The sequence below is a fragment of the Scandinavium hiltneri genome (genome assembly GCF_024764835.1).
In the GTDB taxonomy this organism is placed as follows: domain Bacteria; phylum Pseudomonadota; class Gammaproteobacteria; order Enterobacterales; family Enterobacteriaceae; genus Scandinavium; species Scandinavium hiltneri.
On record NZ_JALIGE010000075.1, the window covers coordinates 261,767 to 287,674 of the forward strand.

The 25,908-nt window shown below is 53.1% G+C and carries 30 protein-coding genes; 22 read left to right on the plus strand and 8 right to left on the minus strand.

From position 1 onward, the window contains the following. The first annotated feature begins 67 nt into the window (after positions 1-67). The 14 genes from MUU47_RS16285 (at position 68) to hisP (ending at position 12,991) form a co-directional block, all read left to right on the plus strand. A complete protein-coding gene (locus MUU47_RS16285) occupies positions 68-1,081 on the plus strand; it encodes an aspartate-semialdehyde dehydrogenase (RefSeq protein ID WP_258989183.1) in 1,014 nt (337 codons plus the stop codon). Further along, positions 1,081-1,893: a tRNA pseudouridine(38-40) synthase TruA gene (gene truA, locus MUU47_RS16290; protein WP_258989184.1), complete on the plus strand. Its 813-nt coding sequence runs from the start codon at positions 1,081-1,083 to the stop codon at positions 1,891-1,893. Before MUU47_RS16285 ends, truA begins: the two co-directional genes overlap by 1 nt. 26 nt (positions 1,894-1,919) lie before the next feature. Next, positions 1,920-2,579, plus strand: a complete 660-nt coding sequence (locus MUU47_RS16295) for a DedA family protein (RefSeq protein ID WP_258989186.1) — start codon at positions 1,920-1,922, stop codon at positions 2,577-2,579. A 177-nt stretch (positions 2,580-2,756) separates the two neighbouring features. Next, the gene (gene accD, locus MUU47_RS16300; protein WP_168713826.1) at positions 2,757-3,671 is read left to right on the plus strand and encodes an acetyl-CoA carboxylase, carboxyltransferase subunit beta; all 915 of its coding nucleotides are present in this window, start codon (positions 2,757-2,759) and stop codon (positions 3,669-3,671) included. A 71-nt stretch (positions 3,672-3,742) separates the two neighbouring features. After that, positions 3,743-5,011 carry a bifunctional tetrahydrofolate synthase/dihydrofolate synthase gene (gene folC / locus MUU47_RS16305; RefSeq protein ID WP_258989187.1) on the plus strand — a complete coding sequence of 423 codons (1,269 nt, stop codon included), beginning with the start codon at positions 3,743-3,745 and terminating at the stop codon, positions 5,009-5,011. Continuing rightward, positions 5,001-5,702, plus strand: coding sequence for a cell division protein DedD (gene dedD / locus MUU47_RS16310; protein ID WP_258989188.1), 702 nt, complete (start codon positions 5,001-5,003; stop codon positions 5,700-5,702). Before folC ends, dedD begins: the two co-directional genes overlap by 11 nt. Before the next feature lie 218 nt (positions 5,703-5,920). Next, on the plus strand, positions 5,921-6,409 hold the full coding sequence (gene cvpA, locus MUU47_RS16315) for a colicin V production protein (RefSeq protein ID WP_097161729.1): 489 nt from the start codon (positions 5,921-5,923) through the stop codon (positions 6,407-6,409). A 33-nt stretch (positions 6,410-6,442) separates the two neighbouring features. Further along, positions 6,443-7,960 carry an amidophosphoribosyltransferase gene (gene purF, locus MUU47_RS16320; RefSeq protein ID WP_159770149.1) on the plus strand — a complete coding sequence of 506 codons (1,518 nt, stop codon included), beginning with the start codon at positions 6,443-6,445 and terminating at the stop codon, positions 7,958-7,960. Between the two features lie 97 nt (positions 7,961-8,057). After that, positions 8,058-8,630, plus strand: coding sequence for a UbiX family flavin prenyltransferase (locus MUU47_RS16325; protein ID WP_258989189.1), 573 nt, complete (start codon positions 8,058-8,060; stop codon positions 8,628-8,630). A 292-nt stretch (positions 8,631-8,922) separates the two neighbouring features. Beyond that, positions 8,923-9,705, plus strand: coding sequence for a lysine/arginine/ornithine ABC transporter substrate-binding protein ArgT (gene argT / locus MUU47_RS16330; protein ID WP_258989190.1), 783 nt, complete (start codon positions 8,923-8,925; stop codon positions 9,703-9,705). A 255-nt stretch (positions 9,706-9,960) separates the two neighbouring features. Next, a complete protein-coding gene (gene hisJ, locus MUU47_RS16335; RefSeq protein WP_258989191.1) occupies positions 9,961-10,743 on the plus strand; it encodes a histidine ABC transporter substrate-binding protein HisJ in 783 nt (260 codons plus the stop codon). Positions 10,744-10,810: 67 nt separating this feature from the next. After that, positions 10,811-11,497: a histidine ABC transporter permease HisQ gene (locus tag MUU47_RS16340; protein ID WP_258989192.1), complete on the plus strand. Its 687-nt coding sequence runs from the start codon at positions 10,811-10,813 to the stop codon at positions 11,495-11,497. Continuing rightward, complete coding sequence (locus tag MUU47_RS16345; protein WP_159760426.1) at positions 11,494-12,210, plus strand: ABC transporter permease; 717 nt, start codon at positions 11,494-11,496, stop codon at positions 12,208-12,210. The genes MUU47_RS16340 and MUU47_RS16345 overlap by 4 nt, the downstream gene beginning before the upstream one ends. Positions 12,211-12,217: 7 nt before the next feature. Next, entirely contained in the window at positions 12,218-12,991 is a 774-nt protein-coding gene (gene hisP, locus MUU47_RS16350; protein WP_110509208.1) for a histidine ABC transporter ATP-binding protein HisP, read from the plus strand. Between the two features lie 36 nt (positions 12,992-13,027). Here the strand turns inward: hisP and MUU47_RS16355 are convergent, their stop codons facing one another. The 6 genes from MUU47_RS16355 to yfcG all read right to left on the minus strand — a co-directional run bounded on the left by MUU47_RS16355 (position 13,028) and on the right by yfcG (position 16,546). Then, a complete protein-coding gene (locus tag MUU47_RS16355; protein ID WP_258989193.1) occupies positions 13,028-13,522 on the minus strand; it encodes a GNAT family N-acetyltransferase in 495 nt (164 codons plus the stop codon). Positions 13,523-13,534: 12 nt separating this feature from the next. Beyond that, a complete protein-coding gene (locus MUU47_RS16360) occupies positions 13,535-14,095 on the minus strand; it encodes a DNA-binding protein (protein WP_258989194.1) in 561 nt (186 codons plus the stop codon). Positions 14,096-14,130: 35 nt separating this feature from the next. Continuing rightward, positions 14,131-14,361 carry a hypothetical protein gene (locus MUU47_RS16365; RefSeq protein ID WP_258989195.1) on the minus strand — a complete coding sequence of 77 codons (231 nt, stop codon included), beginning with the start codon at positions 14,359-14,361 and terminating at the stop codon, positions 14,131-14,133. Positions 14,362-14,591: 230 nt separating this feature from the next. Next, positions 14,592-15,485, minus strand: a complete 894-nt coding sequence (locus tag MUU47_RS16370; RefSeq protein ID WP_258989197.1) for a TIGR01777 family oxidoreductase — start codon at positions 15,483-15,485, stop codon at positions 14,592-14,594. An 18-nt stretch (positions 15,486-15,503) separates the two neighbouring features. After that, positions 15,504-15,866 carry a dihydroneopterin triphosphate 2'-epimerase gene (folX, locus tag MUU47_RS16375; protein ID WP_110509216.1) on the minus strand — a complete coding sequence of 121 codons (363 nt, stop codon included), beginning with the start codon at positions 15,864-15,866 and terminating at the stop codon, positions 15,504-15,506. Between the two features lie 50 nt (positions 15,867-15,916). After that, a complete protein-coding gene (gene yfcG / locus MUU47_RS16380) occupies positions 15,917-16,546 on the minus strand; it encodes a GSH-dependent disulfide bond oxidoreductase (protein ID WP_258989198.1) in 630 nt (209 codons plus the stop codon). Between the two features lie 138 nt (positions 16,547-16,684). On the opposite strand from yfcG, the gene yfcF reads away from it, so the two are divergent. Genes yfcF through yfcD form a run of 3 tightly spaced genes read left to right on the plus strand, consistent with a single transcriptional unit; the run spans position 16,685 to position 18,568 of the window. After that, positions 16,685-17,329: a glutathione transferase gene (yfcF, locus tag MUU47_RS16385; RefSeq protein WP_258989199.1), complete on the plus strand. Its 645-nt coding sequence runs from the start codon at positions 16,685-16,687 to the stop codon at positions 17,327-17,329. 50 nt (positions 17,330-17,379) lie between these two features. Next, positions 17,380-17,934: a phosphodiesterase gene (gene yfcE / locus MUU47_RS16390; protein WP_258989200.1), complete on the plus strand. Its 555-nt coding sequence runs from the start codon at positions 17,380-17,382 to the stop codon at positions 17,932-17,934. 55 nt (positions 17,935-17,989) lie between these two features. Then, the gene (gene yfcD, locus MUU47_RS16395; protein WP_258989201.1) at positions 17,990-18,568 is read left to right on the plus strand and encodes an NUDIX hydrolase YfcD; all 579 of its coding nucleotides are present in this window, start codon (positions 17,990-17,992) and stop codon (positions 18,566-18,568) included. Between the two features lie 4 nt (positions 18,569-18,572). Here yfcD and MUU47_RS16400 read toward each other — a convergent pair whose 3' ends face one another. Continuing rightward, the gene (locus MUU47_RS16400; RefSeq protein ID WP_258989202.1) at positions 18,573-19,592 is read right to left on the minus strand and encodes a LacI family DNA-binding transcriptional regulator; all 1,020 of its coding nucleotides are present in this window, start codon (positions 19,590-19,592) and stop codon (positions 18,573-18,575) included. A 217-nt stretch (positions 19,593-19,809) separates the two neighbouring features. Between MUU47_RS16400 and MUU47_RS16405 the strand changes: the two genes are divergently transcribed. The 5 genes from MUU47_RS16405 (at position 19,810) to MUU47_RS16425 (ending at position 23,802) form a co-directional block, all read left to right on the plus strand. Further along, positions 19,810-20,253, plus strand: coding sequence for a PTS sugar transporter subunit IIA (locus MUU47_RS16405; protein ID WP_258989203.1), 444 nt, complete (start codon positions 19,810-19,812; stop codon positions 20,251-20,253). A gap of 85 nt (positions 20,254-20,338) precedes the next feature. Beyond that, positions 20,339-20,611, plus strand: coding sequence for a PTS sugar transporter subunit IIB (locus MUU47_RS16410; protein ID WP_159770191.1), 273 nt, complete (start codon positions 20,339-20,341; stop codon positions 20,609-20,611). 23 nt (positions 20,612-20,634) lie between these two features. Beyond that, positions 20,635-22,023, plus strand: a complete 1,389-nt coding sequence (locus tag MUU47_RS16415) for a PTS ascorbate transporter subunit IIC (protein WP_258989205.1) — start codon at positions 20,635-20,637, stop codon at positions 22,021-22,023. Next, positions 22,023-22,856, plus strand: coding sequence for a transketolase (locus MUU47_RS16420; RefSeq protein WP_258989397.1), 834 nt, complete (start codon positions 22,023-22,025; stop codon positions 22,854-22,856). The genes MUU47_RS16415 and MUU47_RS16420 overlap by 1 nt, the downstream gene beginning before the upstream one ends. Then, positions 22,849-23,802: a transketolase family protein gene (locus tag MUU47_RS16425; RefSeq protein ID WP_258989206.1), complete on the plus strand. Its 954-nt coding sequence runs from the start codon at positions 22,849-22,851 to the stop codon at positions 23,800-23,802. Before MUU47_RS16420 ends, MUU47_RS16425 begins: the two co-directional genes overlap by 8 nt. A 92-nt stretch (positions 23,803-23,894) precedes the next feature. Here MUU47_RS16425 and MUU47_RS16430 read toward each other — a convergent pair whose 3' ends face one another. Next, positions 23,895-25,691: a glycoside hydrolase family 18 protein gene (locus MUU47_RS16430; protein ID WP_258989207.1), complete on the minus strand. Its 1,797-nt coding sequence runs from the start codon at positions 25,689-25,691 to the stop codon at positions 23,895-23,897. Positions 25,692-25,908: the final 217 nt, after the last annotated feature.

The following is a 25,908-nucleotide window of genomic DNA, read 5'->3' on the forward strand; positions in this document are numbered from 1 at the left end:
GTCTTCTTAATACGCCCGGCCAGATACTCTGGCCGGGCGGCTATTTTTATTTCTGGAGTAAACCACCATGTCTGAAGGCTGGAATATTGCCGTACTGGGCGCAACGGGTGCCGTAGGTGTTGCCCTGCTTGAAACTCTTGCAGAGCGTCAGTTCCCGGTGGGAGAGATTTACGGTCTGGCGCGTAGCGAAAGCGCCGGCGAATCCCTGCGCTACGAAGGTAAAACCGTGCGCGTGCAGGACGTTGCCGAGTTTGACTGGACTCAGGTTCAACTGGCCTTTTTTGCCGCAGGTGTAGAAGCCTCTGCGGCCTGGGCTGACGAAGCCGCTAATGCGGGCTGTCTGGTCATTGATTTAAGCGGTCTGTTCGCGCTTGAGCCGGACGTGCCGCTGGTTGTGCCGGATGTGAACCCGTTTGTGCTGGCGGACTACCGCAACCGCAATATCGTGGCGGTGCCAGACAGCCTGACCAGCCAGCTTCTGACTGCGTTGAAGCCGCTGATCGACGACGGTGGTCTGTCGCGTATCGCGGTTACCAGCCTGATGTCAGCGTCCTCACAGGGCAAGAAGGCCGTCGACGCGCTGGCAGGGCAGAGCGCCAAGCTGCTGAACGGCATTCCAATTGATGAAGATGATTTCTTTGGCCGTCAGTTAGCCTTCAATATGCTGCCTCTACTGGTTGACCGTGAAGGCGGTATTGCGGAAGAACGTCGTATTGTCGATCAGGCCCGCAAAATCATGCAGGACGACGGCCTGATGATTTCTGCTCAGTGCGTACGTGCGCCGGTGTTTTACGGTCTGGCGCAAATGGTCAGCTTCGAAGCGCTGCGCCCGCTGGCAGCAGAAGAAGCGCGTGACGCGTTCGAACGCACTGAGGATATCGCCCTGTCTGCGGATACTGATTTCCCAACTCAGGTGTCCGATGCCTCCGGCAGCTCGCACCTTTCTGTAGGCTGCGTGCGTAATGACTACGGCATGCCAGAGCAAATTCAGTTCTGGTCGGTAGCCGATAACGTCCGTTTTGGCGGCGCGCTGATGGCGGTGAAAATCGCTGAGAAACTGGTTCAGGAGTATATGTACTGATGTCTGAAGTGGAAGCGCTGCCGGTCATTAAAGTCGCGCTCGGCATCGAGTACGACGGCAGCAAATACTACGGCTGGCAACGGCAGAACGACGTGCGCAGCGTGCAGGAAAAACTGGAAAAGGCGCTGTCGCAGGTCGCGAACGAACCGATTAGCGTGTATTGCGCGGGTCGAACCGACGCTGGCGTGCACGGCACGGGTCAGGTTGTGCATTTTGAAACGCGGGCGCAGCGCAAAGATGCGGCCTGGACGCTGGGGGTAAATGCGAATTTACCTAAAGACATTGCGGTGCGTTGGGTGAAAGCTGTGCCCGACGATTTCCACGCGCGTTTCAGCGCCACCGCTCGTCGGTATCGTTACATTATCTACAATCATCGTCTTCGCCCGGCGGTCCTAAGCCATGGCGTGACGCATTGTCACCAGGCGCTGGATGCCGAACGCATGCAGCGTGCGGCACAAAGTCTGCTCGGTGAGAATGATTTTACCTCGTTTCGTGCGGTCCAGTGCCAGTCACGCACGCCGTGGCGAAACGTGATGCACATTAGCGTTGAACGTTACGGTGCCTATGTGGTGGTGGATATCAAAGCGAATGCTTTTGTCCATCATATGGTGCGGAATATTGTGGGCAGCCTGATGGAAGTGGGTGCCGGAAACCAGCCGGAGAGCTGGATTGCAGAGCTGTTGGAAGCGAAGGACAGAACGCTTGCGGCAGCGACGGCCAAAGCTGAAGGGCTGTATCTCGTTTCGGTGGATTACCCGGAACGGTTCGACCTTCCTAAGCCGCCTATGGGCCCGCTATTTTTAGCGGACTGAATGCAGTCACTTAAGGTTAAGTCACTATGGATCTGATTCGCTTTCTGATTGATTTTATTTTGCATATTGATGTGCATCTGGCTGAACTGGTCGCGCAGTACGGCGTCTGGGTCTACGCTATTTTGTTCCTGATTTTGTTCTGTGAAACAGGGCTGGTGGTAACACCTTTCCTGCCAGGTGATTCGCTGCTGTTTGTCGCCGGTGCGCTTTCTGCGCTGCCAACAAACGATCTGAACGTGCATTTGATGGTGGTATTGATGGTGATCGCGGCGATTGTCGGCGATGCACTGAACTACACCATTGGTCGCGTGTTTGGCGAACGGTTGTTCAGCAATCCGAATTCGAAAATTTTCCGTCGTAGCTATCTCGATAAAACGCACCAGTTTTATGAAAAGCACGGGGGGAAGACCATCATCCTCGCCCGTTTTGTGCCGATCGTCAGAACCTTCGCGCCGTTTGTGGCGGGAATGGGGCACATGTCTTATCGTCATTTTGCTGCGTATAACGTGATTGGCGCGCTGCTGTGGGTGGTGCTGTTTACCTACGCGGGTTATCTGTTCGGTGACCTGCCTATCGTGCAGGAAAACCTGAAACTGCTGATCGTGGCCATCATCGTGCTGTCGGTCCTGCCAGGTGTTATCGAGATAATCCGTCACAAGCGTGCCGCAGCAAAGCAGGTTAAATAATTACAGAGCCCGGAAAGTGGCGCAAAGTGACACCGGTTAGACCACTTTTTTATCCCATGTTCAGGGCTCTTATGTTTTAATGTGCAACATTTCATGGTCTGTAAGCCCTAAAAATGGCATTATTCGCCGCTTACAGCAAAAACTGGCATCGACCAGGTTCAGGCAGAAAGGTTATCAATGAGCTGGATTGAACGAATTAAAAGCAACATAACCCCCACGCGCAAGGCGAGTATTCCGGAAGGGGTATGGACCAAATGTGACAGCTGCGGACAGGTACTGTACCGCGCAGAGCTGGAGCGTAACCTGGAGGTTTGTCCGAAGTGCGATCACCACATGCGTATGTCAGCGCGCAACCGCCTGCATAGCCTGATGGATGAAGGTACTCTGGTGGAGCTGGGTAGCGAGCTTGAGCCGAAAGATCTGCTGAAGTTCCGCGACTCTAAGAAATACAAAGATCGTCTGGCCTCTGCTCAGAAAGAAACCGGTGAGAAAGACGCGCTGGTGGTAATGAAGGGGACCCTGTTTGGTGCACCTGTCGTTGCCGCTGCCTTTGAGTTTTCCTTTATGGGCGGCTCGATGGGTTCTGTGGTCGGCGCTCGTTTCGTGCGTGCCGTTGAGTATGCGCTGGAAAACAATTGCCCGATGGTGTGCTTCTCAGCCTCAGGTGGTGCGCGTATGCAGGAAGCGCTGATGTCACTGATGCAGATGGCGAAAACCTCTGCAGCGCTGGCAAAAATGCAGGAACGCGGTCTGCCGTACATTTCTGTGCTGACCGACCCGACCATGGGTGGCGTTTCCGCAAGCTTCGCAATGCTGGGTGACCTCAACATCGCTGAGCCGAAAGCGCTGATCGGCTTTGCCGGCCCACGTGTTATCGAGCAGACCGTGCGTGAAAAACTGCCGCCGGGCTTCCAGCGCAGTGAATTCCTTATCGAGAAGGGCGCGATCGACATGATCGTCCGTCGTCCGGAGATGCGCTTCAAGATTGCCAGCGTGCTGGCAAAGCTGATGAATCTCCCGGCACCGAACCCGGATGCACCGCTTGAAGAAGTGGTGGTACCGCCGGTACCGGATCAGGAACCAGAGGCCTGATAAATGCAAAGGGCAGGGCCAGACGGCGCTGCCCTTTTTGCTTGTGCTAACCGTTAACTATCGCGGGTATCATGGAAAAAGACATCACTCCACTCGCCACGTCGCCCCTCGCCGCGTGGCTTTCTTATCTGGAACACCTGCACAGCAAAACCATCGACCTGGGACTGGCGCGCGTCAGCGAGGTTGCGGGCCGAATGGGCGTGCTGAAACCTGCTCCATTCGTCTTCACCGTCGCGGGTACTAACGGCAAAGGTACGACCTGCCGCACACTTGAATCGGTGCTGATGGCCGCAGGCTTTAAGGTCGGTGTATACAGCTCTCCGCACCTGGTTCGCTACACCGAACGCGTACGCGTGCAGGGTGGCGAGCTGGCTGAGTCTGCGCATACCGCGTCGTTTGCTGAAATCGAAAAGGCACGCGGCGACATCTCCCTGACCTACTTTGAATTTGGCACGCTGTCGGCGCTGTGGTTGTTTAAACAGGCGCAGCTGGACGTGGTCATTCTGGAAGTGGGACTCGGCGGACGTCTGGACGCGACCAATATCGTCGATGCCGACGTGGCGGTTGTCACCAGCATTGCGCTCGATCATACCGATTGGCTGGGGCCGGATCGCGAAAGCATTGGCCGTGAAAAAGCGGGCGTGTTCCGCGGCGGTATACCGGCGGTTGTCGGCGAACCTGATATGCCGCAGACCATTGCCGATGTTGCCGCTGAAAAAGACGCTGTGCTGCTGCGTCGTGGCGTTGACTGGCGTTATGAGGTAACGGGTGACCGCTGGACGTTCAGCGATGCTCAAGGCGAACTGACCTCGCTGCCGTTACCGCAGGTGCCACAGCCCAATGCCGCGACGGCACTGGCGGCGTTGCGGGCGAGCGGGCTGGCGATTGGTGAGCAGGCAGTGCGAGACGGTATTCAAAACGCGATGCTGCCGGGGCGTTTCCAGATTGTGAGCGATTCACCACGTCTGATCCTCGACGTGGCGCATAATCCTCATGCGGCGGCCTATCTGGCGGAACGTCTGAAAATGCAGCCTGCGGCCGGGCGTACGCTGGCGGTGATTGGTATGCTTCATGATAAAGATATTGCCGGGACGCTGGCCTGTCTGTCGGACGTTGTCGACAGCTGGTATTGCGCCCCGCTGGAAGGCCCTCGTGGGGCTACGGCGGAACAGCTGGTGGAACATTTGCGCGATGGCGCAGTCTATGCCACTGTAGCGCAGGCATGGCATGCCGCGATGGCGGATGCTGGCCCACAAGATACGGTGCTGGTGTGTGGTTCGTTCCACACGGTGGCTCATGTAATGGAAGAGATGGACGCGGGGAGAACCGGTGGCGAGTAAGTTTCAGAATCGTTTAGTCGGAACCATTGCGCTGGTGGCACTGGGGGTTATTGTGCTTCCAGGGCTGCTGGATGGTCAGAAAAAGCATTATCAGGATGAGTTCGCGGCAATTCCCCTGGTCCCTAAACCGGGTGATAAAGAAGAGCCGGATATGCTGCCAGCGGTTACGCAGGCGCTACCTTCTCAGCCTCCGGAAGGAGCGGCTGAAGAGGTCAGGGCAGGTGATGCAGCAGCACCATCGCTTGATACGTCGCGCTATGCGGCGAACAGCGGTGCGAATGAAATAGATGATACCGCGCAACCGGCACCAAAACCGGTAGCACCAAAGCCTCAGGTTCAGACGCAAACCAGACCACAACGTGATACCACAAACGCACAGTCAGCAGCTGAGACGCAAGCGCCTCCTGCTCAACCGAAGCCTGTTGCCGAAGACAAACCGGCCCCGACGGGTAAAGCCTACGTCGTGCAGCTCGGTGCCTTGAAGAATGCCGACAAGGTCAATGAGATTGTCAGCAAACTGCGCGGCGCCGGATATCGCGTCTTTACCGCGCCGTCTACGCCAGTGCAGGGCAAAATCACCCGCATTCTGGTGGGGCCGGACGCGTCGAAAGACAAGATGAAAGGTTCGCTTGGTGAGCTGAAACAGCTGTCAGGTCTGAACGGTGTGGTGATGGGCTACAGTCCGAATTGATCTTTAGATTCCCGGCGGACCGTCGGGAATACAACGAAATCGATGAAAATCGACTGGGCTGAAAGTGCCCTCAGAGGCCAAAAGCTCATGCGGCGTTGAACGTTTTTTCAGCGCCATTTTTATTTGGGCGGGGAAAGGATTTCCCTACGCAAACGTTTTCTTTTTCTGTTAGAATGCGCCCCGAACTGGACGACAGGGCGTAAAATCGTGGGACAACTATGGTCTGGATTGATTACGCCATTATTGCGGTGATTGGTTTTTCCTGTTTGGTAAGCCTCATCCGCGGCTTTGTTCGTGAAGCATTGTCACTGGTAACGTGGGGTTGTGCTTTCTTTGTTGCCAGTCATTACTACACTTATCTGTCTGTCTGGTTTACGGGCTTTGAAGACGAACTGGTTCGAAACGGGATTGCTATCGCGCTGCTCTTTGTCGCGACGCTTATCGTCGGTGCTATCGTTAACTACGTTATCGGTACGCTGGTAGAGAAGACGGGCCTGTCGGGAACCGACAGGGTGCTTGGGATCTGTTTTGGTGCGCTGCGTGGAGTATTGATCGTCGCCGCCATATTGTTTTTCCTCGATACCTTCACCGGCTTTTCAAAAAGCGACGATTGGCAAAAGTCTCAGCTGATCCCTCAGTTCAGCGTCGTCATCAGAATGTTCTTTGACTATCTGCAAAGCTCGTCAAGTTTCTTGCCCAAAGCATAAGCTTTGGGGAGTTCTGAACGAGGAAAATGACGTATGTGCGGTATTGTCGGTATCGCCGGTGTTATGCCGGTAAACCAGTCGATTTATGACGCGTTAACGGTGCTTCAGCACCGTGGGCAGGATGCCGCGGGCATCATCACCATTGATGCAAACAACTGCTTCCGTTTGCGTAAAGCCAACGGCCTGGTGAGCGATGTGTTTGGCGCCGTGCATATGCAGCGCCTGCAGGGCAATATGGGTATCGGCCATGTCCGTTACCCAACCGCCGGCAGCTCCAGCGCGTCTGAGGCTCAACCTTTCTACGTTAACTCACCTTATGGCATCACCCTTGCGCACAACGGCAACTTGACCAACGCTCACGAGCTGCGCAAAAAGCTGTTCGAAGAAAAGCGCCGCCATATCAACACCACCTCCGATTCTGAAATTCTGCTGAACATCTTCGCCAGTGAGCTGGACAACTTCCGCCACTATCCGCTGGAAGCTGACAACATTTTCGCTGCGATTGCTGCGACAAATCGTCAGATTCGCGGGGCGTACGCGTGTGTGGCGATGATTATCGGGCATGGCATGGTGGCTTTCCGCGACCCTAACGGCATTCGCCCGCTGGTGCTCGGCAAGCGTGATATCGGCGATGGTCGCACCGAATATATGGTGGCATCGGAAAGCGTCGCGCTTGATACGCTGGGCTTTGAATTCCTGCGTGACGTGGCGCCAGGCGAAGCGATTTACATCACCGAAAAAGGCCAGTTGTTCACCCGTCAGTGTGCTGACAACCCGGTGAGCAATCCGTGCCTGTTCGAGTATGTCTACTTCGCTCGTCCGGACTCGTTCATCGACAAGATTTCCGTCTACAGCGCGCGCGTGAACATGGGTACTAAGCTCGGTGAGAAAATCGCTCGAGAGTGGGAAGATCTGGATATTGATGTGGTTATCCCGATTCCGGAAACCTCTTGCGATATCGCGCTGGAAATAGCCCGCATTCTGAACAAACCGTACCGTCAGGGGTTTGTGAAAAACCGCTACGTGGGTCGTACGTTCATCATGCCAGGCCAGCAGCTGCGCCGTAAATCGGTGCGCCGTAAACTGAACGCCAACCGCGCAGAGTTCCGTGATAAGAACGTGCTGCTGGTGGATGACTCGATTGTGCGTGGTACGACGTCAGAGCAGATCATCGAAATGGCGCGCGAAGCTGGTGCGAAGAAAGTATACCTGGCCTCTGCTGCACCGGAAATTCGCTTCCCGAATGTCTACGGAATCGATATGCCGAGTGCCACGGAACTGATTGCTCACGGTCGTGAAGTGGATGAGATCCGCCAGATTATCGGCGCCGACGGTTTGATTTTCCAGGATCTGAACGATCTGATTGAAGCGGTTCGCGCTGAGAACCCGGATATTCAGCAGTTTGAATGCTCGGTATTCAACGGCGTGTACGTCACCAAAGACGTGAACCAGCAATATCTCGATTATCTCGACTCCCTGCGTAATGACGACAGCAAAGCGCTTGCGCGTCAGAACGAAGTTGAAAGCCTTGAGATGCATAACGAAGGTTAATCGTCTCCACGCCCTCTCGTGCTGAGAGGGCGTCTTTCCTTGCAACTCCCTCTGAATTCCGGCAAAGTCAGGCCCAGTACGAAGACAGGGCGGGATCATGAAACGACTCATTATTGGAATTTCCGGTGCCAGCGGCGCTATCTATGGCGTTCGGCTGTTGCAGGTGCTGCGCGATGTCGCAGAAGTGGAAACCCATTTGGTGATGAGTCAGGCCGCGCGACAGACGCTGTCCCTCGAAACCGATTTCTCTTTACGTGAAGTTCAGGCCCTCGCCAATGTCGTTCACGATGCGCGTGATATCGCCGCCAGCATCTCTTCGGGTTCGTTTAAAACCGACGGAATGGTTATCCTGCCATGCTCCATCAAAACGCTCTCAGGCATCGTCCACAGCTACACCGATGGTTTACTGACCCGCGCCGCGGATGTGGTGCTAAAAGAGCGCCGTCGCCTGGTGCTTTGCGTGCGTGAGACGCCGCTGCATCTGGGACATTTACGACTGATGACTCAAGCGGCGGAAATTGGCGCGATCATTATGCCGCCGGTCCCGGCGTTTTATCACCGGCCGCAAACGCTGGATGACGTGATTGATCAAGCGGTTAATCGTGTACTGGACCAGTTTGATATCACTTTGCCAAAAGAGCTTTTTACCCGCTGGCAGGGCGCGGAATAGGTGCACTAAGATAGTGCATCTTTTTGGTGCATGTGTGGCCGCCCGACGATTTTGCAATCCCGATCAAATCCTCAACATTTAATCCCTCTTTTCGCTGTTTAGCGCTGCGGTTTATCCGTTAGAGCTGTTATCTTTCAATCTTAAGACAACTCTGCAACTATTCATTAACACATTTAACGCTGTTTTTTTGAGCAGATGTTTAGATGGCATAAAACGTGCAGAGCTGTCTGGCAACACACAACACAACTGACTACATAAGACACAACACCATCACGACACTTAAGGGTAATGTATGAAGAAGACAGTTCTGGCTCTCTCTTTAATGCTGGGGATTAGCAGTGCTTCCAGCGTATTTGCCGTGCTGCCGCAGACGGTTCGTATCGGTACTGACGCCACTTACGCGCCGTTCTCATCCAAGGATGCGAAAGGGGATTTCGTCGGCTTTGATATCGATTTGGGCAACGAGATGTGCAAGCGTATGCAGGTGAAATGTACCTGGGTTGGCATCGATTTCGACTCCCTTATCCCATCTCTGAAGGCGAAGAAAATCGACGCTATCATCTCCTCTCTGTCGATCACCGAAAAACGCCAGCAGGAAATCGGTTTTTCCGGGAAGCTGTACGCGGCTGACTCTCGTCTGATTGCCGCAAAAGGTTCCCCTATTGTCCCGACCCTGGATTCCTTGAAAGGCAAACATGTGGGCGTTCTGCAAGGCTCTACCCAGGAAGCGTATGCAAACGATCACTGGCGCAGCAAAGGCATCGACGTGGTGGCTTATCAGAACCAGGATCTTATCTATTCTGACCTTACCGCCGGCCGTCTCGACGCCGCTTTCCAGGACGAAGTCGCCGCCAGCGAAGGCTTCCTGAAGCAGCCAGCCGGTAAAGATTACGCCTTTGCGGGCCCGTCCGTTAAAGACAAGAAATACTTTGGCGACGGTACCGGCGTAGGTATGCGTAAGGATGATACCGAGCTGAAAGCAGCCTTCGACAAAGCACTCGACGGACTGCGTAAAGATGGTACCTACGACAAGATGGCGAAGAAGTATTTCGACTTTAACGTCTACGGTGATTAAGACTGTACAGGCCCGGGAAACCGGGCCTTTCGGGCTAAGCAGTTATCTATACATGTGTGGCATATCGGCATAATGCTGTTTTCTGGTGCAACAAACGCACTAAAATGGTGCGTTATTGCATAGTTAAGCAACATTAATGCAAAAAATTGCGTATATGCCCCCAGAACCTTTTGCCTTATCCGCATAAAAGGTGGCACGATAACTGTTCTTGATACTTCTGATTACCCGTTAAATGACAGTCTGTTGAGGATAGTTATGAAAAAACTGGCGTTGTCTCTTTCTCTTGCGTTGGCACTTTCCAGCATTTCTACGGTTTTCGCAGCCATTCCGTCGAAAGTTCGTATTGGCACAGATCCGACTTATGCCCCCTTCGAATCCAAGAATGCGCAGGGGCAATTAGTTGGTTTTGACATCGATTTGGCAAAAGAGCTGTGTAAGCGAATTAAAACGCAATGTACCTTCGTTGAAAACCCGCTGGATGCGCTGATCCCGTCTCTGCAGGCGAAGAAAATCGACGTCATTATGTCCTCACTCTCCATTACGGAAAAACGCCAGCAGCAGATTGCCTTCACGGACAAACTCTATGCCGCAGATTCCCGCCTGGTGGTTAAAAAAGGCAGCCCGGTTACGCCGGATCTGAATACCCTGAAAGGCAAGCGTGTGGGCGTCCTGCAAGGCACCACGCAGGAAACATACGGCAATGAGCACTGGGCACCAAAAGGCATCGAAATCGTCTCCTACCAGGGCCAGGATAATATCTATTCTGACCTGACGGCCGGACGTATTGATGCCGCATTCCAGGATGAAGTGGCGGCAAGCGAAGGCTTCCTCAAGCAGCCTGTCGGTAAAGATTATCAGTTTGGTGGCCCGTCCATTAAGGATGAAAAACTGTTCGGCGTAGGTACCGGTATGGGCCTGCGTAAAGAGGATAACGAACTCCGTGTTGCCCTGAATAAAGCCTTTGCTGAGATGCGCGCTGACGGCACCTACGACAAGCTGGCGAAGAAGTATTTCGATTTTAACGTATACGGCGAGTAATCGCTGTTTGCACCGCTGACCCCGACGTTCCCGGGGCCAGCGGCGCAGGACTGACAGGACAGGCTCAATGCTGTACGGGTTTTCACAAGTGATATTTCAGGGGGCCCTGGTCACCCTTGAGCTGGCCCTCAGCTCCGTAGTGCTGGCCGTGCTTATCGGTCTGGCTGGCGCTGCGGGCAAACTTTCCGGCAATCGTGCAGTGGCGCTTATTTTTGAAGGCTATACCACGTTAATTCGTGGCGTACCGGATCTGGTGCTGATGCTGCTGATTTTCTACGGCCTGCAAATTGCGCTCAACAGCGTTACCGATGCGCTGGGCGTGGCACAGTTTGATATCGACCCAATGATTGCCGGTATCATTACCCTTGGTTTTATCTACGGAGCCTACTTCACCGAAACTTTCCGCGGTGCATTTCTGGCAGTACCCAGAGGCCATATTGAAGCGGCAACCGCCTTCGGCTTTACCAGCCGTCAGACGTTTGTGCGTATTCTGTTTCCGGCAATGATGCGGTTTGCGCTGCCGGGGATTGGCAACAACTGGCAGGTTATCCTCAAAGCGACAGCCCTGGTGTCATTGCTGGGTCTGGAAGATGTGGTGAAAGCGACGCAGCTTGCCGGGAAAAGTACCTGGGAGCCGTTCTACTTCGCCATTGTCTGCGGACTGATTTATCTGGTCTTTACGACGGTATCCAATGGCGTGCTGCTTCTGCTCGAGCGTCGTTATTCCGTGGGTGTGAAGAGGGCTGACCTGTGATTGATATTATTCACGAATACTGGAAGTCCTTGCTGTGGACCGACGGGTATCGCCTTACCGGCGTGGCGATCACCCTTTGGCTGCTGATTTCTTCAGTGCTGATGGGTGGCATTCTGGCGGTGTTTTTAGCTATCGGCCGCGTATCCAGCAATAAATTCGTTCAGTTTCCGATTTGGCTGTTCACTTACATTTTCCGCGGTACGCCGCTGTATGTGCAACTGTTAGTGTTTTATTCCGGGATGTACACGCTCGAGATTGTTAAAGGCACCGAACTGCTGAACGCCTTTTTCCGCAGTGGCCTGAACTGTACGGTACTGGCGCTGACGCTCAACACCTGTGCGTACACCACGGAAATTTTTGCCGGGGCAATTCGCTCTGTGCCAGCGGGAGAAGTGGAAGCCGCGCGCGCCTACGGTTTTTCCGGCGTGAAGCTTTATCGGTGCATCATTTTGCCGTCAGCGCTGCGTATCGCGCTCCCAGCCTACAGCAACGAAGTGATTTTGATGCTGCATTCCACGGCGCTGGCGTTTACGGCCACGGTGCCGGATTTGCTGAAAATCGCCCGTGATATTAACTCTGCCACTTACCAACCGTTTACCGCGTTTGGGATAGCGGCGGTGCTGTATCTGATTATCTCTTATGTGCTGATTAGCCTGTTCCGCAAGGCGGAAAAACGCTGGCTGCAACATGTGAAACCCTCTTCGACACACTGAGAACATCATGCCTGACAATAAATTAAACGTTATCGACCTGCACAAGCGCTACGGCGAACATGAAGTGCTGAAAGGGGTGTCACTGAAGGCCAACGCCGGTGATGTTATCAGTATTATTGGCTCGTCTGGCTCCGGGAAAAGTACCTTCCTGCGCTGCATTAACTTCCTCGAAAAGCCAAGCGAAGGGAATATTGTGGTCAGCGGGCAGAATATCGGCCTGGTGCGTGATAAAGACGGTCAGCTGAAAGTGGCGGATAAAAACCAGCTGCGCCTGCTGCGTACGCGTTTGACTATGGTGTTCCAGCACTTCAACCTGTGGAGCCACATGACGGTGCTGGAAAACGTTATGGAAGCACCGATTCAGGTTCTTGGCCTCAGCAAACAGGAAGCGCGCGAACGTGCGGTGAAATATCTCGCGAAAGTGGGTATCGACGAGCGCCAGCAGATCAAATATCCAGTTCACCTTTCCGGTGGTCAGCAGCAACGTGTGTCTATTGCCCGTGCGCTGGCGATGGAACCAGAAGTGCTGTTATTTGATGAACCGACTTCAGCCCTTGACCCGGAACTTGTCGGTGAAGTGCTGCGCATCATGCAGAAACTGGCGGAAGAGGGGAAAACCATGGTGGTGGTGACGCATGAAATGGGCTTTGCCCGCGATGTGTCTTCCCACGTGATTTTCCTGCATCAGGGGCTGATTGAAGAAGAAGGCCATCCGGATGATGTCTTCGGAAGCCCGAAAAGCCCACGCCTGCAGCAGTTCCTGAAAGGTTCGTTAAAATAAGCTATTTCCCCTCGTCCAACGCGGCGAGGGGAATATTCAACGCGCCAGCCGATACACCCAATCGTCGTACAGCTCGCCGTTAATCTCGAAGGCCTTTTCCAGCACCTGCGTGCGTATAAACCCAAGCTTTTCCAGCAATCGCACCGATCCGGCGTTATCTGCCAGCACCCAGGCGTTAATCGCCTGCAGGCCGAGTGTAGAAAAACCATGTTCGCAAATGGCCGTCAGGGCTTCCTGGGCGTACCCTTTGCCCTGTGCCTGAGGCAACAATGCGTAACCGATATCCGCTTCCTGAGCGTTATGCGTGCTAACCTGCAGCCCGATATCACCCACGCATTCTCCTTCGCGTTCATGTATTGCGAATACATTACCTGAAAGCCGTGAACTGAACTTCAAACGCAGTTCTGCTTCTGAGAGCGGTACTCCCATAAAGCGCATTACCTGTGGGTTGATGCGCAGAGCGAGAAAACAGGGCCAGTCATTTTCAGACAACGGGGAAAGCCTCAGGCGCGAGGTAAGCAATGCCGGCATGGTGTCTCCTGATTATTGAGGCGTTGATGCAGCCCCTTTGTGTTCCAGCTGGTGCAGGTAGTTCATCACCGTTCCTTTTTCGAGTGAAGAACGAAGCTGCAATGCCAGATTCATACTGTCGAGAATGTGTGCGTTGGTAATAAGCGGTGAGTCAGGCGGAATACGCCCTTCACTCGCCAGCCAGTCAACAACCGTGCGCCAGTGCCAGAGCGGGGAGTTTCCCTTTACGCGCTGTACCGGGCCAGGAAACTGACGTGAGCCTCTGGCACCATCTTTGAGCAAAGCGATGGCCTGGCGAGTGAGGCCGGTCAGTTCGGCAATATCGCTTAATCCGACCAGCGTGGAATCGACGGATTCAACTCGCGCACCAATTCCTGCTGATTCAATATCATTGACTGCACAAAGCACGGCCTGCGCCAGGCTTTGTGCATCACGATCGAATTCAAGATACACGGCTGTGCCGTAAAAGCAGACCAGGGCATCATTGCAGCCCGCGGTAAAAAGGCGGTCTTCCAGCGCGGTGGTATCTGACGTTACGCCTGACAGCGTCAGGGTAAAATTGAAAAGTGACATGGTGACTCCTTGTTCCCGTTAATCCAGTAATCTCTTCATGCAGGCAGTGGAGTACAGCTATCCACTTTCCTGACGATTTGCCAGGCATGATTCTGCGGGCTACCGGGCGTAGACCAGACGCTCATCATATGCTGCCGGTGCTCGGATATTCCGCATTTCAACCGACCATAACAGTGTGAGCTGTTACCAGCCGGGGCAAATATCCAGCCTTTTAACTCTGCATAACGGATTGCTGCCCGTATATGCTTGTCAGGATGTTCCTTCATCGTTTGTTGTCCAGTGCAGTATGAATACAGTGTTGACCGATGTCAACGGTTTGTTAGGGTGAAATTTAACCCGTTGTGCTCGCGCAGAGAATACGCCAGCTGCAGATCATTCATGCTGAAAGGTGGGGGAAATGGATGAGAATTTTTCAAGGATGCGAGCACGCTTCCAGCGTGACTGAAACCGTCACGCTGGAACGTACAAATGAAGATGATAAATGCGGGAAAGGGGATTAAGGCAAGACGTCGCCCAACGCTTCCTCAAGATCGTACCAACGGAAGCCGAAACCAGACTCTTCAAGACGCTTAGGCAGCGCGCGTTGTCCACCTAAGACCAGCACAGAAGATTCCCCCATGAGCAACCTGACGGCGGCTGCAGGGGCTCTCAGCACTGCGGGGCGATGCAGCGCATGGCCAAGCGCATGCGCGAATTGTTCGTTGCGAACAGGATAAGGTGAAACCATGTTGAACGGGCCGCGCAGGTCATTATCCAGCAGCCAAATAATGCCGTTAACCATATCGTCGATATGGATCCACGCGAGGTATTGACGACCCGTGCCGATAGGGCCGCCAAGGCCGAGTTTGAAAGGCGGGACCATTTTGCCGAGAATCCCACCTTTAGGCGCCAGCACGACACCGGTACGCAACAAACAAACGCGGGTGTTCTCGCTTTGCGCATCGCAGGCAATTTGCTCCCAGCGGGCGCAGAGTTTATGGGTGAATTCGTTATGCGGAGGTTCTTCTTCTGTCACCACCACTTCACCGAGGTCGCCGTAATATCCCGCGGCAGAACCGGAAATCAGCACTCTCGGTGGCTGAGCGCTTGCGGCAAACAGCTCAACCAGCTTTTGGGTGATGTGCCAGCGGCTGGTGCACAACCGCTGTTTTTGATCTTCGGTCCAGCGTTTGTCGGCGATGGGTTCGCCTGCAAGATTGATTACCGCGTCGATACCCTCAAGCGTGCTGTGTTCGTTGAGTCCTTTCCAGAGTTCAACGCGGGCATCCAGCTGCTGGCGTGCTTTCTCTGGGCTACGCGTCACCACAATGACGCTGTGACCGAGCTCCAGCAAGCGTGGGATCAAATGACGGCCAATCAGGCCAGTACCGCCGGTAATCAGGATCTTCATGCCACCTCCGGATTGCGCTTAGCCTCGCCAGCTCATGGTCATGGAGACAGAATCGGCATAGCGCAGCGCGTGAAGTTTGTCGATTTCCACTTCAGCATAAGTGACCCAGTGATGTTCGCATGCGATATTAAGCACATCCTGAGTTAATTTTTCCAGCAAAGAGAAGCGGTTATTCTCTACATGCTGAATAATGCACTTAGTGATGGTGCGGTAATTCAGCGCATCGTTGATGTCTTCGCTATTGCGTGCGTTTTCAGCAGCATAGTGGATAGCCACATTGATGACGATATCCTGACGATTAGCTATCTCTTCTTCTTTGATACCGATATAGGTACGCAGGCGCAGGTTCTTGATACGAATAATGGCGTCTGGCTGGGACATTGCAGGTTTCCTCCTTGTTATTATCCCAACCATAATACAACAAAGCGCCGTTAATTTGCCTGGGCCTTCTGCATCGCGCGCTCTGTAGCTGGGCGCTGGCGTATCCGTTCAAACCAGTTGTTCACCGCCGGGAAGTTTTGCAAGTCGATGCGCTGTCGCAGATGCGCGTTAACCCACGGCCAGCAGGCGATATCGGCAATGCTGTAATGCTCGCCGCCGAGCCAGGGTGAGGTGCTCAGCCGCTTGTTTAACACGTTATAGAGTCGCAGGGTTTCAACCTGATAACGCTCAATGGCGTAAGGCACCGGCTGGGGCGCGAAGTGGTTGAAATGATGATTCTGCCCAAGCATTGGCCCCAGACCGCCGACCTGCCAGAACAGCCACTGCAGCGTGACATGACGCTCTCGCAGTTCACCGCTGAGCAGTTTTCCTGATTTTTCGGCCAGGTACAGCAAAATTTCACCGGATTCAAACAGGCTGAAAGGGGCTCCACCGTCGGCAGGAACGTGGTCGACAATGGCCGGGATCTTATTATTGGGCGACACTGTCAGAAATTCCGTACGAAACTGATCGCCCTTGCTGATATCCACGCGGATCTGCCGGTAAGCGAGCTGTGCTTCTTCCAGAAACAGCGTGATTTTATGGCCGTTAGGGGTAGGGGCGTAATAGAGGTCAATCATTTTAACTCCTGGACCTGGGGTATTTTCATGACTTTTCGAGTATAGGTGGTTAAGTCAATTGTGTGAGTTTTCATCAAGTGACAGCCTGTCAAAGACGCGATATGTTGGCGTTTTCACCCGCAAACCGTTGAGGAAGCTATGACTCGTCCCGTAATTACGCTGTGGTCCGATAACCATTTTTACTCGCCGTATGTGATGTCCGTTTATGTCGCTTTGCAGGAAAAAGGGCTGGCGTTCAGCCTGAAGACCGTCGATTTGGCAAAGGGTGAACATCTGCAATCTGGCTGGAAGGGCTATGGCTTAACCCGCCGGGTGCCGCTGCTGGAGGTGGATACCTTTGAACTGACCGAATCTTCGGCCATCACCGAATACCTTGATGAGCGTTTCGCCCCGCCGCAGTGGGAGCGTCTTTATCCACATGATATCGAAAAGCGCGCCCGTGCCCGGCAGATTCAGGCCTGGATACGCAGCGATTTAATGCCCATCCGGGAAGAACGTTCCACGGACGTTGTCTTTGGCGGGGTGAAGAAACCGGCTCTCAGTAATGCAGGCGAAAAAGCCGCAGCGAAACTGTACGACACCGCAAGCGCGCTGCTGTCCCACGGCAAGCCAAATCTGTTTGGCGAATGGTCTGTGGCGGATACCGACCTGGCGCTGATGATTAATCGTCTGGTGCTGAACGGGGATGATGTCCCGGAACAGCTGGCCGATTATGCTTCCTTCCAGTGGCAGCGAGCGTCCGTTCAGCGTTTCCTTGCGCTCTCGGCGAAACACACTGGCTGAACCGGCCGCAATAATCCGTTATGATGGTGCGGTTTTTTGTGGAGGAATGATTGATGAAGCTGATGTTTGCATCAGATATTCACGGGTCTTTACCCGCCGCTGAACGCGTGCTGTCTCTGTTTATACAGAGTGATGCCAGATATCTGGTCATTTTGGGCGATGTGTTAAATCATGGCCCGCGTAACGCGTTACCTGAAGGTTATGCGCCTGCCGATGTTGCTGAATGCTTAAACACGCAGGCAGAACGGATTATTGCCGTGCGCGGGAACTGCGACAGTGAAGTGGACCAGATGCTGCTGCATTTTCCCATCACTGCGCCATGGCAACAGGTGTTGACCCCTGAACAGCGTCTGTTTTTGACTCACGGACATTTGTTTGGTCCGGACAATATGCCGTCCCTCGCGGCTGGCGATGTGCTGGTTTATGGTCATACTCATATTCCGGTTGCTGAACGTCGAGGTGACATCTTCCATTTCAACCCGGGTTCCATCAGCATTCCGAAAGGCGGCTTTAGCGCCAGCTACGGTATGATGGAGGGCAATAAATTTCGGGTTTTAGCACTCAATGATCAACGGGTTATTGCAGAGGTGGCAATTAATCCGTAATTTACCCGACAACCGTAAACGCGCCGCGAGAGCGTAATAAAGAGAAGGTTTTCCGATGGTGGAGCAGAATTTGGCAAGCACAGAATGGGTGGATATCGTCAACGAAGACAACGAGGTCATCGCACAGTCCAGCCGTGAACAAATGCGTGCGCAGTGTCTGCGTCATCGCGCGACTTATATTGTGGTTCATGACGGCATGGGAAAAATTCTCGTACAGCGCCGGACCGACACCAAAGATTTTATGCCGGGCATGCTGGATGCCACTGCGGGCGGCGTGGTGCAGTCTGACGAGCAGCTGCTCGACTCAGCACGTCGCGAAGCTGAAGAAGAGCTTGGAATTGCAGGCGTGCCGTTTGCAGATCACGGACAATTCTACTTCGAAGACAAACACTGCCGCGTGTGGGGTAGCCTTTTCAGCTGTGTATCTCACGGCCCGTTTGCGTTGCAGGAAGAAGAGGTGAGCGAAGTCTGCTGGCTAACGCCGGAAGAGATAACCGCCCGTTGCGATGAATTCACCAACGACTCACTGAAGGCGCTGGCGCTGTGGATGACCCGCAATGCCAAGAACGAAGCCGCGAAAGACACATCAAAAGATGTATCAAAAGACGCATCGAAAGAAGAAGAGACCGAGTAACGTTTTAGCAGCTGTCCCGTAAACAGAGTTTTGCGGAGATGGCGGGGTTATCATCCCACTCTTCATCATTGAGACGCGCCAGCAGGGCGCGTCCTGCCTCAATTCCTATTTGCTTGTGTGGCACCGAAATCGTAGTCAGCGGCGGTTGACAGACGCGGCTCACGTCGCTGTCGCCGAAGCCCACAATCGCCAGATCGTCTGGCACTTTGATACGCCGACGCTGGCACTCATACAGCGCGCCACAGGCCATTTCATCCGACACACACACCAACGCATCCAGCTCAGGCCACGCCAGTAAAAATTCAGGCAATTGCGCCGCACCCGTTGTAAACGTAGGCGGTTCGGCGGCATTTATGACGCGATTGGGTGACATATGATGGCGCAGCATCGCTTTGTACCAACCCTGTAAATGCTGCTGAAAAATCCACTGTTCCTGATTGGCGCACAACAGGCCGATATTCTGATAGCCGCGCTCAATCAACGTTTGCGTCAGTTCAAACATGGCCGCGACGTTATCGATTCCGATATTCATGTCCAGCGGGTCGGTACGTTTGGCGCCAATTTCCATCACCGGAATACCACTGTTTTCCAGCCACTGGCGAGTAGTATCGCTGTGCTCGACGCTAAGCAGAATGGCAGCGGCAATGTTAGACGCCAGCAGCGTTTCGAGCAGTTTCTCTTCCTGGTCGATATGATGACGCGATTCCGCGAGCATGATTTGGTAGCCCGCAGGCTGCAAGATTTGCTGCAGTCCGGCGAACATTTCTGAGCAACCGACCTGTGCCAGGCTCGGAACGACCATGCCAATCGTCCAGGATGACGCGGATGCCAGCGCGCTTGCCGCCATGTTGGGCATATATCCCAGCGCCTGAACCGCCGCTTCAATCTTTTCCCGGAGTTTATCGGAGACCTGTTCCGGCGTACGCAGCGCACGGGAAACGGTCATCGTTCCCACGCCCGCCAGCTTTGCCACATCTGCCAGCGTGACTTTGCCAGTACTGCGACGTTTTCGGGTCAGAGACATGCTTCTTCCTGATTGAAATCTCGTTTTGAAAGTGCATGCAGTATACGCCGGAAATCCCTCTTTTTGCTGAGTTATTACACGATGTTCACATTTTGATAGCGCTATCACAATTTCAGTATCTGATAATTTGGTAGCGCTATCTTTGTGACGGTTATCACGGTCAGCATTCCGGACCTTGCATAAAGTTTGTCCACTTACCGAATGCTGGAGAACACGAATGCTGAGTCAATGGCTCCACGAAGGAACGATCCGGCTGCAGGAACGCGTCGAAAACTGGCCGCAGGCTCTGGAGGTTTGCGCCGAGCCGCTGCTGGAAGCGCGCGTGATATTGCCGGAGTACGTCACCGCCATTATCGAACAGCACCAAAAACTTGGGCCGTATTATGTGTTGGCTCCCGGTCTTGCGATGCCGCATGCTCGCCCGGAAGAGGGGGCAAAAGGTTTAGGGCTTTCGTTACTGAAACTGCAACACGGCGTCAATTTTGGTTCGAGCGAGCATGATCCGGTGGATGTGATTATTATGCTGGCGGCTCCGGATAAACACAGCCACATTGAAATGATCTCCGCGCTGGCAGAATTATTTTCCAGCGAAGATGAATTACTGTCGCTACACCAGGCGAAATCCCTTGAGGAGATAAAAAATATAATCTCACGTTTCTGATTATTTTAATTTCTAACCCTGATATCCAACATTTTACTCACGGGTAAAGTGCGGGCTGACTCTACGAAAAAAAAAGGTGACAATAATGAAGATTATGGCGATTTGCGGATCCGGCCTTGGCAGTAGTTTTATGGTCGAGATGAATATTAAAAAAGTCCTCAAGAAACTGAATATCGAAGCAGAGGTGGAGCATTCAGACCTGTCATCCGCCACGCCGGGGGCGGCCGATCTCTTTGTGATGGCAAAAGACATCGCCGAAAGCGCCAGCGTGCCGGATAACCAACTGGTGGTTATTAATAATATTATCGACATCAATGAACTGGAAAATAAGCTCAGTGCTTATTTCGCCAGCCGCTAACCCGCAATGAGTGAGGGGCAGGTATGTTTATCCTCGAGACGCTTAATTTTGTGGTAGATATTCTTAAGGTTCCATCAGTGCTGGTGGGTTTAATCGCGCTGATTGGTTTAGTGGCGCAGAAAAAATCATTTTCAGACGTTGTTAAAGGCACGGTAAAAACCATTCTGGGATTTATTGTACTGGGCGGTGGCGCGGGTGTTTTAGTGGGCTCGTTAAACCCACTGGGTGGAATGTTTGAACATGCATTCAGTATTCAAGGGATAATTCCGAATAACGAAGCGATTGTGTCTATCGCGCTGGAGAAATATGGTGCAGCGACGGCGCTGATCATGGCCTTCGGCATGGTGGCGAACATTGTGGTAGCTCGCTTCACCCGCCTGAAATACATTTTCCTGACCGGGCACCACACCTTCTACATGGCCTGCATGATTGGGGTCATCCTCACCGTCGCAGGTTTTGAAGGTATCGGCCTGGTGTTTACCGGCTCGCTGATCCTGGGCCTGATCATGGCGTTTTTCCCGTCCATTGCGCAGCGTTATATGAAGCGCATAACCGGGAATGACGACATCGCGTTTGGTCACTTCGGGACGCTCGGCTATGTGCTTTCTGGCTGGATTGGCAGCAAAGTGGGCAAAGGTTCTCGCTCAACCGAAGAGATGAACCTGCCGAAAAACCTCAGTTTCCTGCGCGACAGCTCCATTTCCATCTCACTGACCATGATGATCATTTATCTGATTATGGCGGTTTGCGCCGGGCGTGAGTACGTTGAGGCGCAGTTCAGTGGCGGCCAGAACTATCTCGTCTACGCCATCATCATGGCGATCACCTTCGCGGCGGGCGTGTTCATCATCCTGCAGGGCGTGCGACTGATTCTGGCGGAAATCGTTCCTGCATTTACTGGCTTCTCGGAAAAACTGGTCCCGAATGCGCGTCCGGCGCTCGACTGCCCGGTAGTGTATCCGTACGCCCCAAATGCGGTGCTGATTGGCTTCCTGTTCAGCTTCCTCGGCGGCCTGGTGGGCCTGTTCCTCTGCGGACAGTTCAAATGGGTGCTTATTCTGCCGGGCGTCGTGCCTCACTTCTTCACAGGCGCAACCGCGGGCGTGTTCGGTAACGCCACCGGCGGACGTCGCGGGGCAATGATTGGCGCGTTCGCTAACGGCCTGCTGATCACCTTCCTGCCGGTATTACTGCTACCGGTTCTCGGCGCGTTGGGCTTTGCCAACACCACGTTCTCTGATGCCGATTTCGGTGCGGTGGGCATCGTGCTGGGCAACTTCGCGCGTTATTTGTCGCCAATGGCGATAACCGGGCTGGTGGTGGTTATCTTCGCGCTGTTGGTGCTGTTCAACTGTCTGGCCAAAGGCAAAGTCGCTGGCAACGATTCCCCGCAAAATACAGGAGCCAAATGATGAGTACGGTTGCAGAAGTCACTCAACTGGCGCGCGATATCCGCGTTGCCACCCTGAAATCGCTGACGGACCTTGGGTTTGGTCATTACGGCGGCAGCATGTCGGTGGTGGAAACCCTGGCGGTGCTCTACGGCGATGTAATGCGCATCGACCCGGGCGACCCGGACTGGAAAGGGCGCGACTATTTCGTGCTGTCGAAAGGTCACGCGGGCCCTGCGCTGTACAGCACGCTCGCCATCAAAGGCTATTTTCCACAGGAAGAACTGAGCACCCTGAACCAGAACGGCACCAAACTGCCGAGCCATCCGGACAGGCTGAAAACGCGCGGCGTGGATGCCACAACCGGTTCGCTGGGCCAGGGCATTTCCATTGCCGGAGGCATGGCGCTCTCGCACAAACTGGCGGGGCGCAGTAACCGCGTGTTCTGCATCGTCGGCGACGGCGAACTGAACGAAGGCCAGTGCTGGGAAGCGTTCCAGTTCATCGCGCATCACAAACTCAATAACCTGACGGTGTTTATCGACTGGAACAAGCAGCAGCTCGACGGCGAACTGGATGAAATCATCTGCGCGTTCGACCTGCACGAAAAATTCACCGCCTTTGGTTATGACGTAGTCACGGTGAAAGGGGACGACATTCCAGGCCTGATAGACGCGGTGAAACCGGTGCCCGAAGCGGATGCCCGACCACGGCTGATTATCCTCGACAGTATCAAAGGGCAGGGCGTGCCGTATCTGGAAAACCTGGGTAACTCGCACCACCTGCGCCTGACCGACGACATGAGAAAACCCCTGAACGACACCATTGCCCAACTGGAGGCCGCGCATGATTAAGGTTGCACCTGCGGGAGAAAAAGACGCGATTGAGATGCGTAAAGTCTATGCCGGATTTGTGGCGGATCAGATTGAAGCGGGCAGCGAAATCATCGCGCTTGAAGCCGACCTGATGAGCTCGATGGCGATGGATAGCGTCCATAAAAAATACCCGCAGCAGGTGATTAACTGCGGGATTATGGAAGCGAACGTGATTGGCACCGCGGCAGGATTATCGCTGACCGGTCGTAAGCCGTTCGTGCATACGTTCACCGCGTTCGCCAGCCGCCGCTGTTTCGATCAGTTGTTTATGTCGCTCGACTACCAGCGTAATAACGTCAAAGTCATCGCCTCCGATGCGGGCGTCACCGCCTGTCATAACGGCGGGACGCACATGTCATTTGAGGATATGGGCATTGTGCGCGGGCTGGCGAACTCGGTGGTGATGGAAGTGACCGATGCCACCATGTTTAAGGACATCCTAAATCAGCTGATTGACCTGGAAGGCTTTTACTGGGTGCGCACCATCCGCAAGCAGGCCCCGTCTGTGTATCAGGAAGGCTCAACGTTCACCATCGGCAAAGGCAACGTGCTGCGTGAAGGCGACGACATTACGCTCATCGCCAACGGCATTATGGTGGCAGAAGCGCTGGAAGCCGCTCGTCGCCTGGAGCGCGAAGGCGTGAGTGCGGCGGTCATCGATATGTTTACCTTAAAGCCTATAGACCGGATGCTGGTGAAAAACTACGCCGAAAAAACCGGGCGTATTGTGACCTGTGAAAATCACAGTATTCATAATGGCCTGGGGTCGGCGGTGGCGGAAGTGCTGGTTGAAACCTGCCCGGTGCCGATGCGTCGTGTGGGCGTGAAAGAGCGGTATGGTCAGGTCGGAACGCAGGATTTCCTGCAACAGGAATATGGTCTGACGGCAGATGAGATCGTGAAGGCGGCGAAAGCCTTGCTGTAGCATTTCACAGGTAATAAAAAGGCATGCGTTATAGGCATGCCTTTTATTTTAGAGTTTTATTTTAGGTGCCGTATTATCAACACTCTAATTACTTACTTTGTCAGATAATAATGTTTGTTCAGTGTACGTAATACATATCCTTCCTGACCCGGTGTACCACTCATTACATCGACGGTGAGAATATCGTAATCCTGCATGGTGGAGACAGGAATATCGTATTCGACTTCAACCTGTTGAGACTTCTTGTTCAGTGTGCGTGGCGTAGCATTATTTGCAAAAAGATTACCCGCGTAGGATTCTGCAATTACCTGACCATTCAATTTCACTACAGTACGATTGTTACTATTGAAATGTTTCAGTGCTGAGCTGAAAATAACATTGGTCGACTTACCGAATTCGGTTGCCGCGTTTGTAATGGTTCCGGCATCTGGAGCAATCGGTGCCAGCATTTCAGCAGTCACATTAACCGTTGACAATGCTTTCTTGCTCGAAGTGTCTATGACGCTAACCACGTCTCCGGCTTTCAGATCACTATAGAAGCTCAGAACGGGTTGCCCCATGAAGCTGCTGGTTTTTTTTACTGCCTGCGACTGCATGGTTTTTTCGTACTTTCCATCATTGAGGGTACCGACGATAACATCATTCTTTTTAACCGTTAGATCATCAGTTTTGAAATTGTCGTTCGGAATAACCACGATAATTTCTCCTGCAGCCACTACGGTATCACTGATTACGCTATCTGCTGGGCCCTGCTCTTCACCTTCATCTTCCGGTTCAGGTTCAACATCAGCTGGTACGGCTGCATCAGCTACATCTTTCATTTCATTCAGATATGCAGACTGATCGGTAAGGCTCATACTCTGGGTGTTAGAACCCAGCGCCCAGGCAAAGTAACCGCCATAACCTTCAGCTGCCTGCCAGCGTGCACGCTCCAGGTTGTTTTCTTTGGTTTCAACAAAGCTACCTTCTGGCGCCCACTGTGCATTAATGGTGGTGCCCAGAATGATTTTTGTTTTATCTCCAACCGCCGCAGCGTAGTTTGCCATCGCCGTTTGATATTTAAAGTTACTGCCTGCGTCGTAGGCCATCACGTTGTAGAAATCGAACAGACCTTTGCTGGCGGAAAGCAGGCTTTTCACTTCACCGTTGTGGCTAGAGCGATCGTGTTCCACAAATGAGCAGTTATCGAAAACGGTATTATCGGCACAGTTTTCAGGATCAGCCCCTACATGGTAGGTGGTCAGGCTCATAAGCTTGTCTTTACCGATCATGCCACGCAGTTCGGTTGCCAGTGCCAGCAGATCGCTGTTTTCTTTTTCGCTCAGGCGCGCTGCTTTTTCGAAGTCGAAATCAACGCCATCAAGATAAACCGTACCGGCTTTCTGGTAGGTGCCCATATCACAGGTGCCGTCCCATTTAGTCATCAGGCATGCGCCGTCCATTTCTGACGGGGCCAATCCTTTTTTGTATACCGGGTAAGGCGTTTTCAGCAGGTCAGCCAGGCCTTTCGCCACAATGGTACGTTTCTCAGGCGTATTAATCTGGCTCCAGATTTCTTCATATTTCTGACCACCAAAGGCGATCATCATTTTCTTTTCAGGATGAGCTAATTTCAACTGTGTCCAGACATTATAACCACCAGGTAAATACCAGGCATCATATGCTGGAATTGTTGCAATACTGTCTGATGTTTCGATAGAGCCATCAGAATTCCATTTACCGAATGCTAACAGGTATGTATCAACTTTAGAGGTGTCAAGAATACTGGCTGAATTATCAGGCAGGCCCCATGATGTCACATAGCTGATAGCATGATTAGTTGTTGCAGCCATTGCAGATTGAGCCAGGAACGCGGCAGCAATACAAACTGACAGAGTTAATTTTTTCACTTTTATGTCCGTTTAAATTATATATATCATCAATAATGAATCTAAAGTGATGATGTAATTAATACTGAGCTCAAGAGCATTTGTGATTTAATTTCTGATATTTATTGCTCGAGGAAATATCCATATTGAAGCAGTGTAAATGATCGTCTGTTTTTAATCGCAAATATACTTATGGCGCTCGCGAATATCTGGGGCCACAGAGGCGTTCCCGATTCGC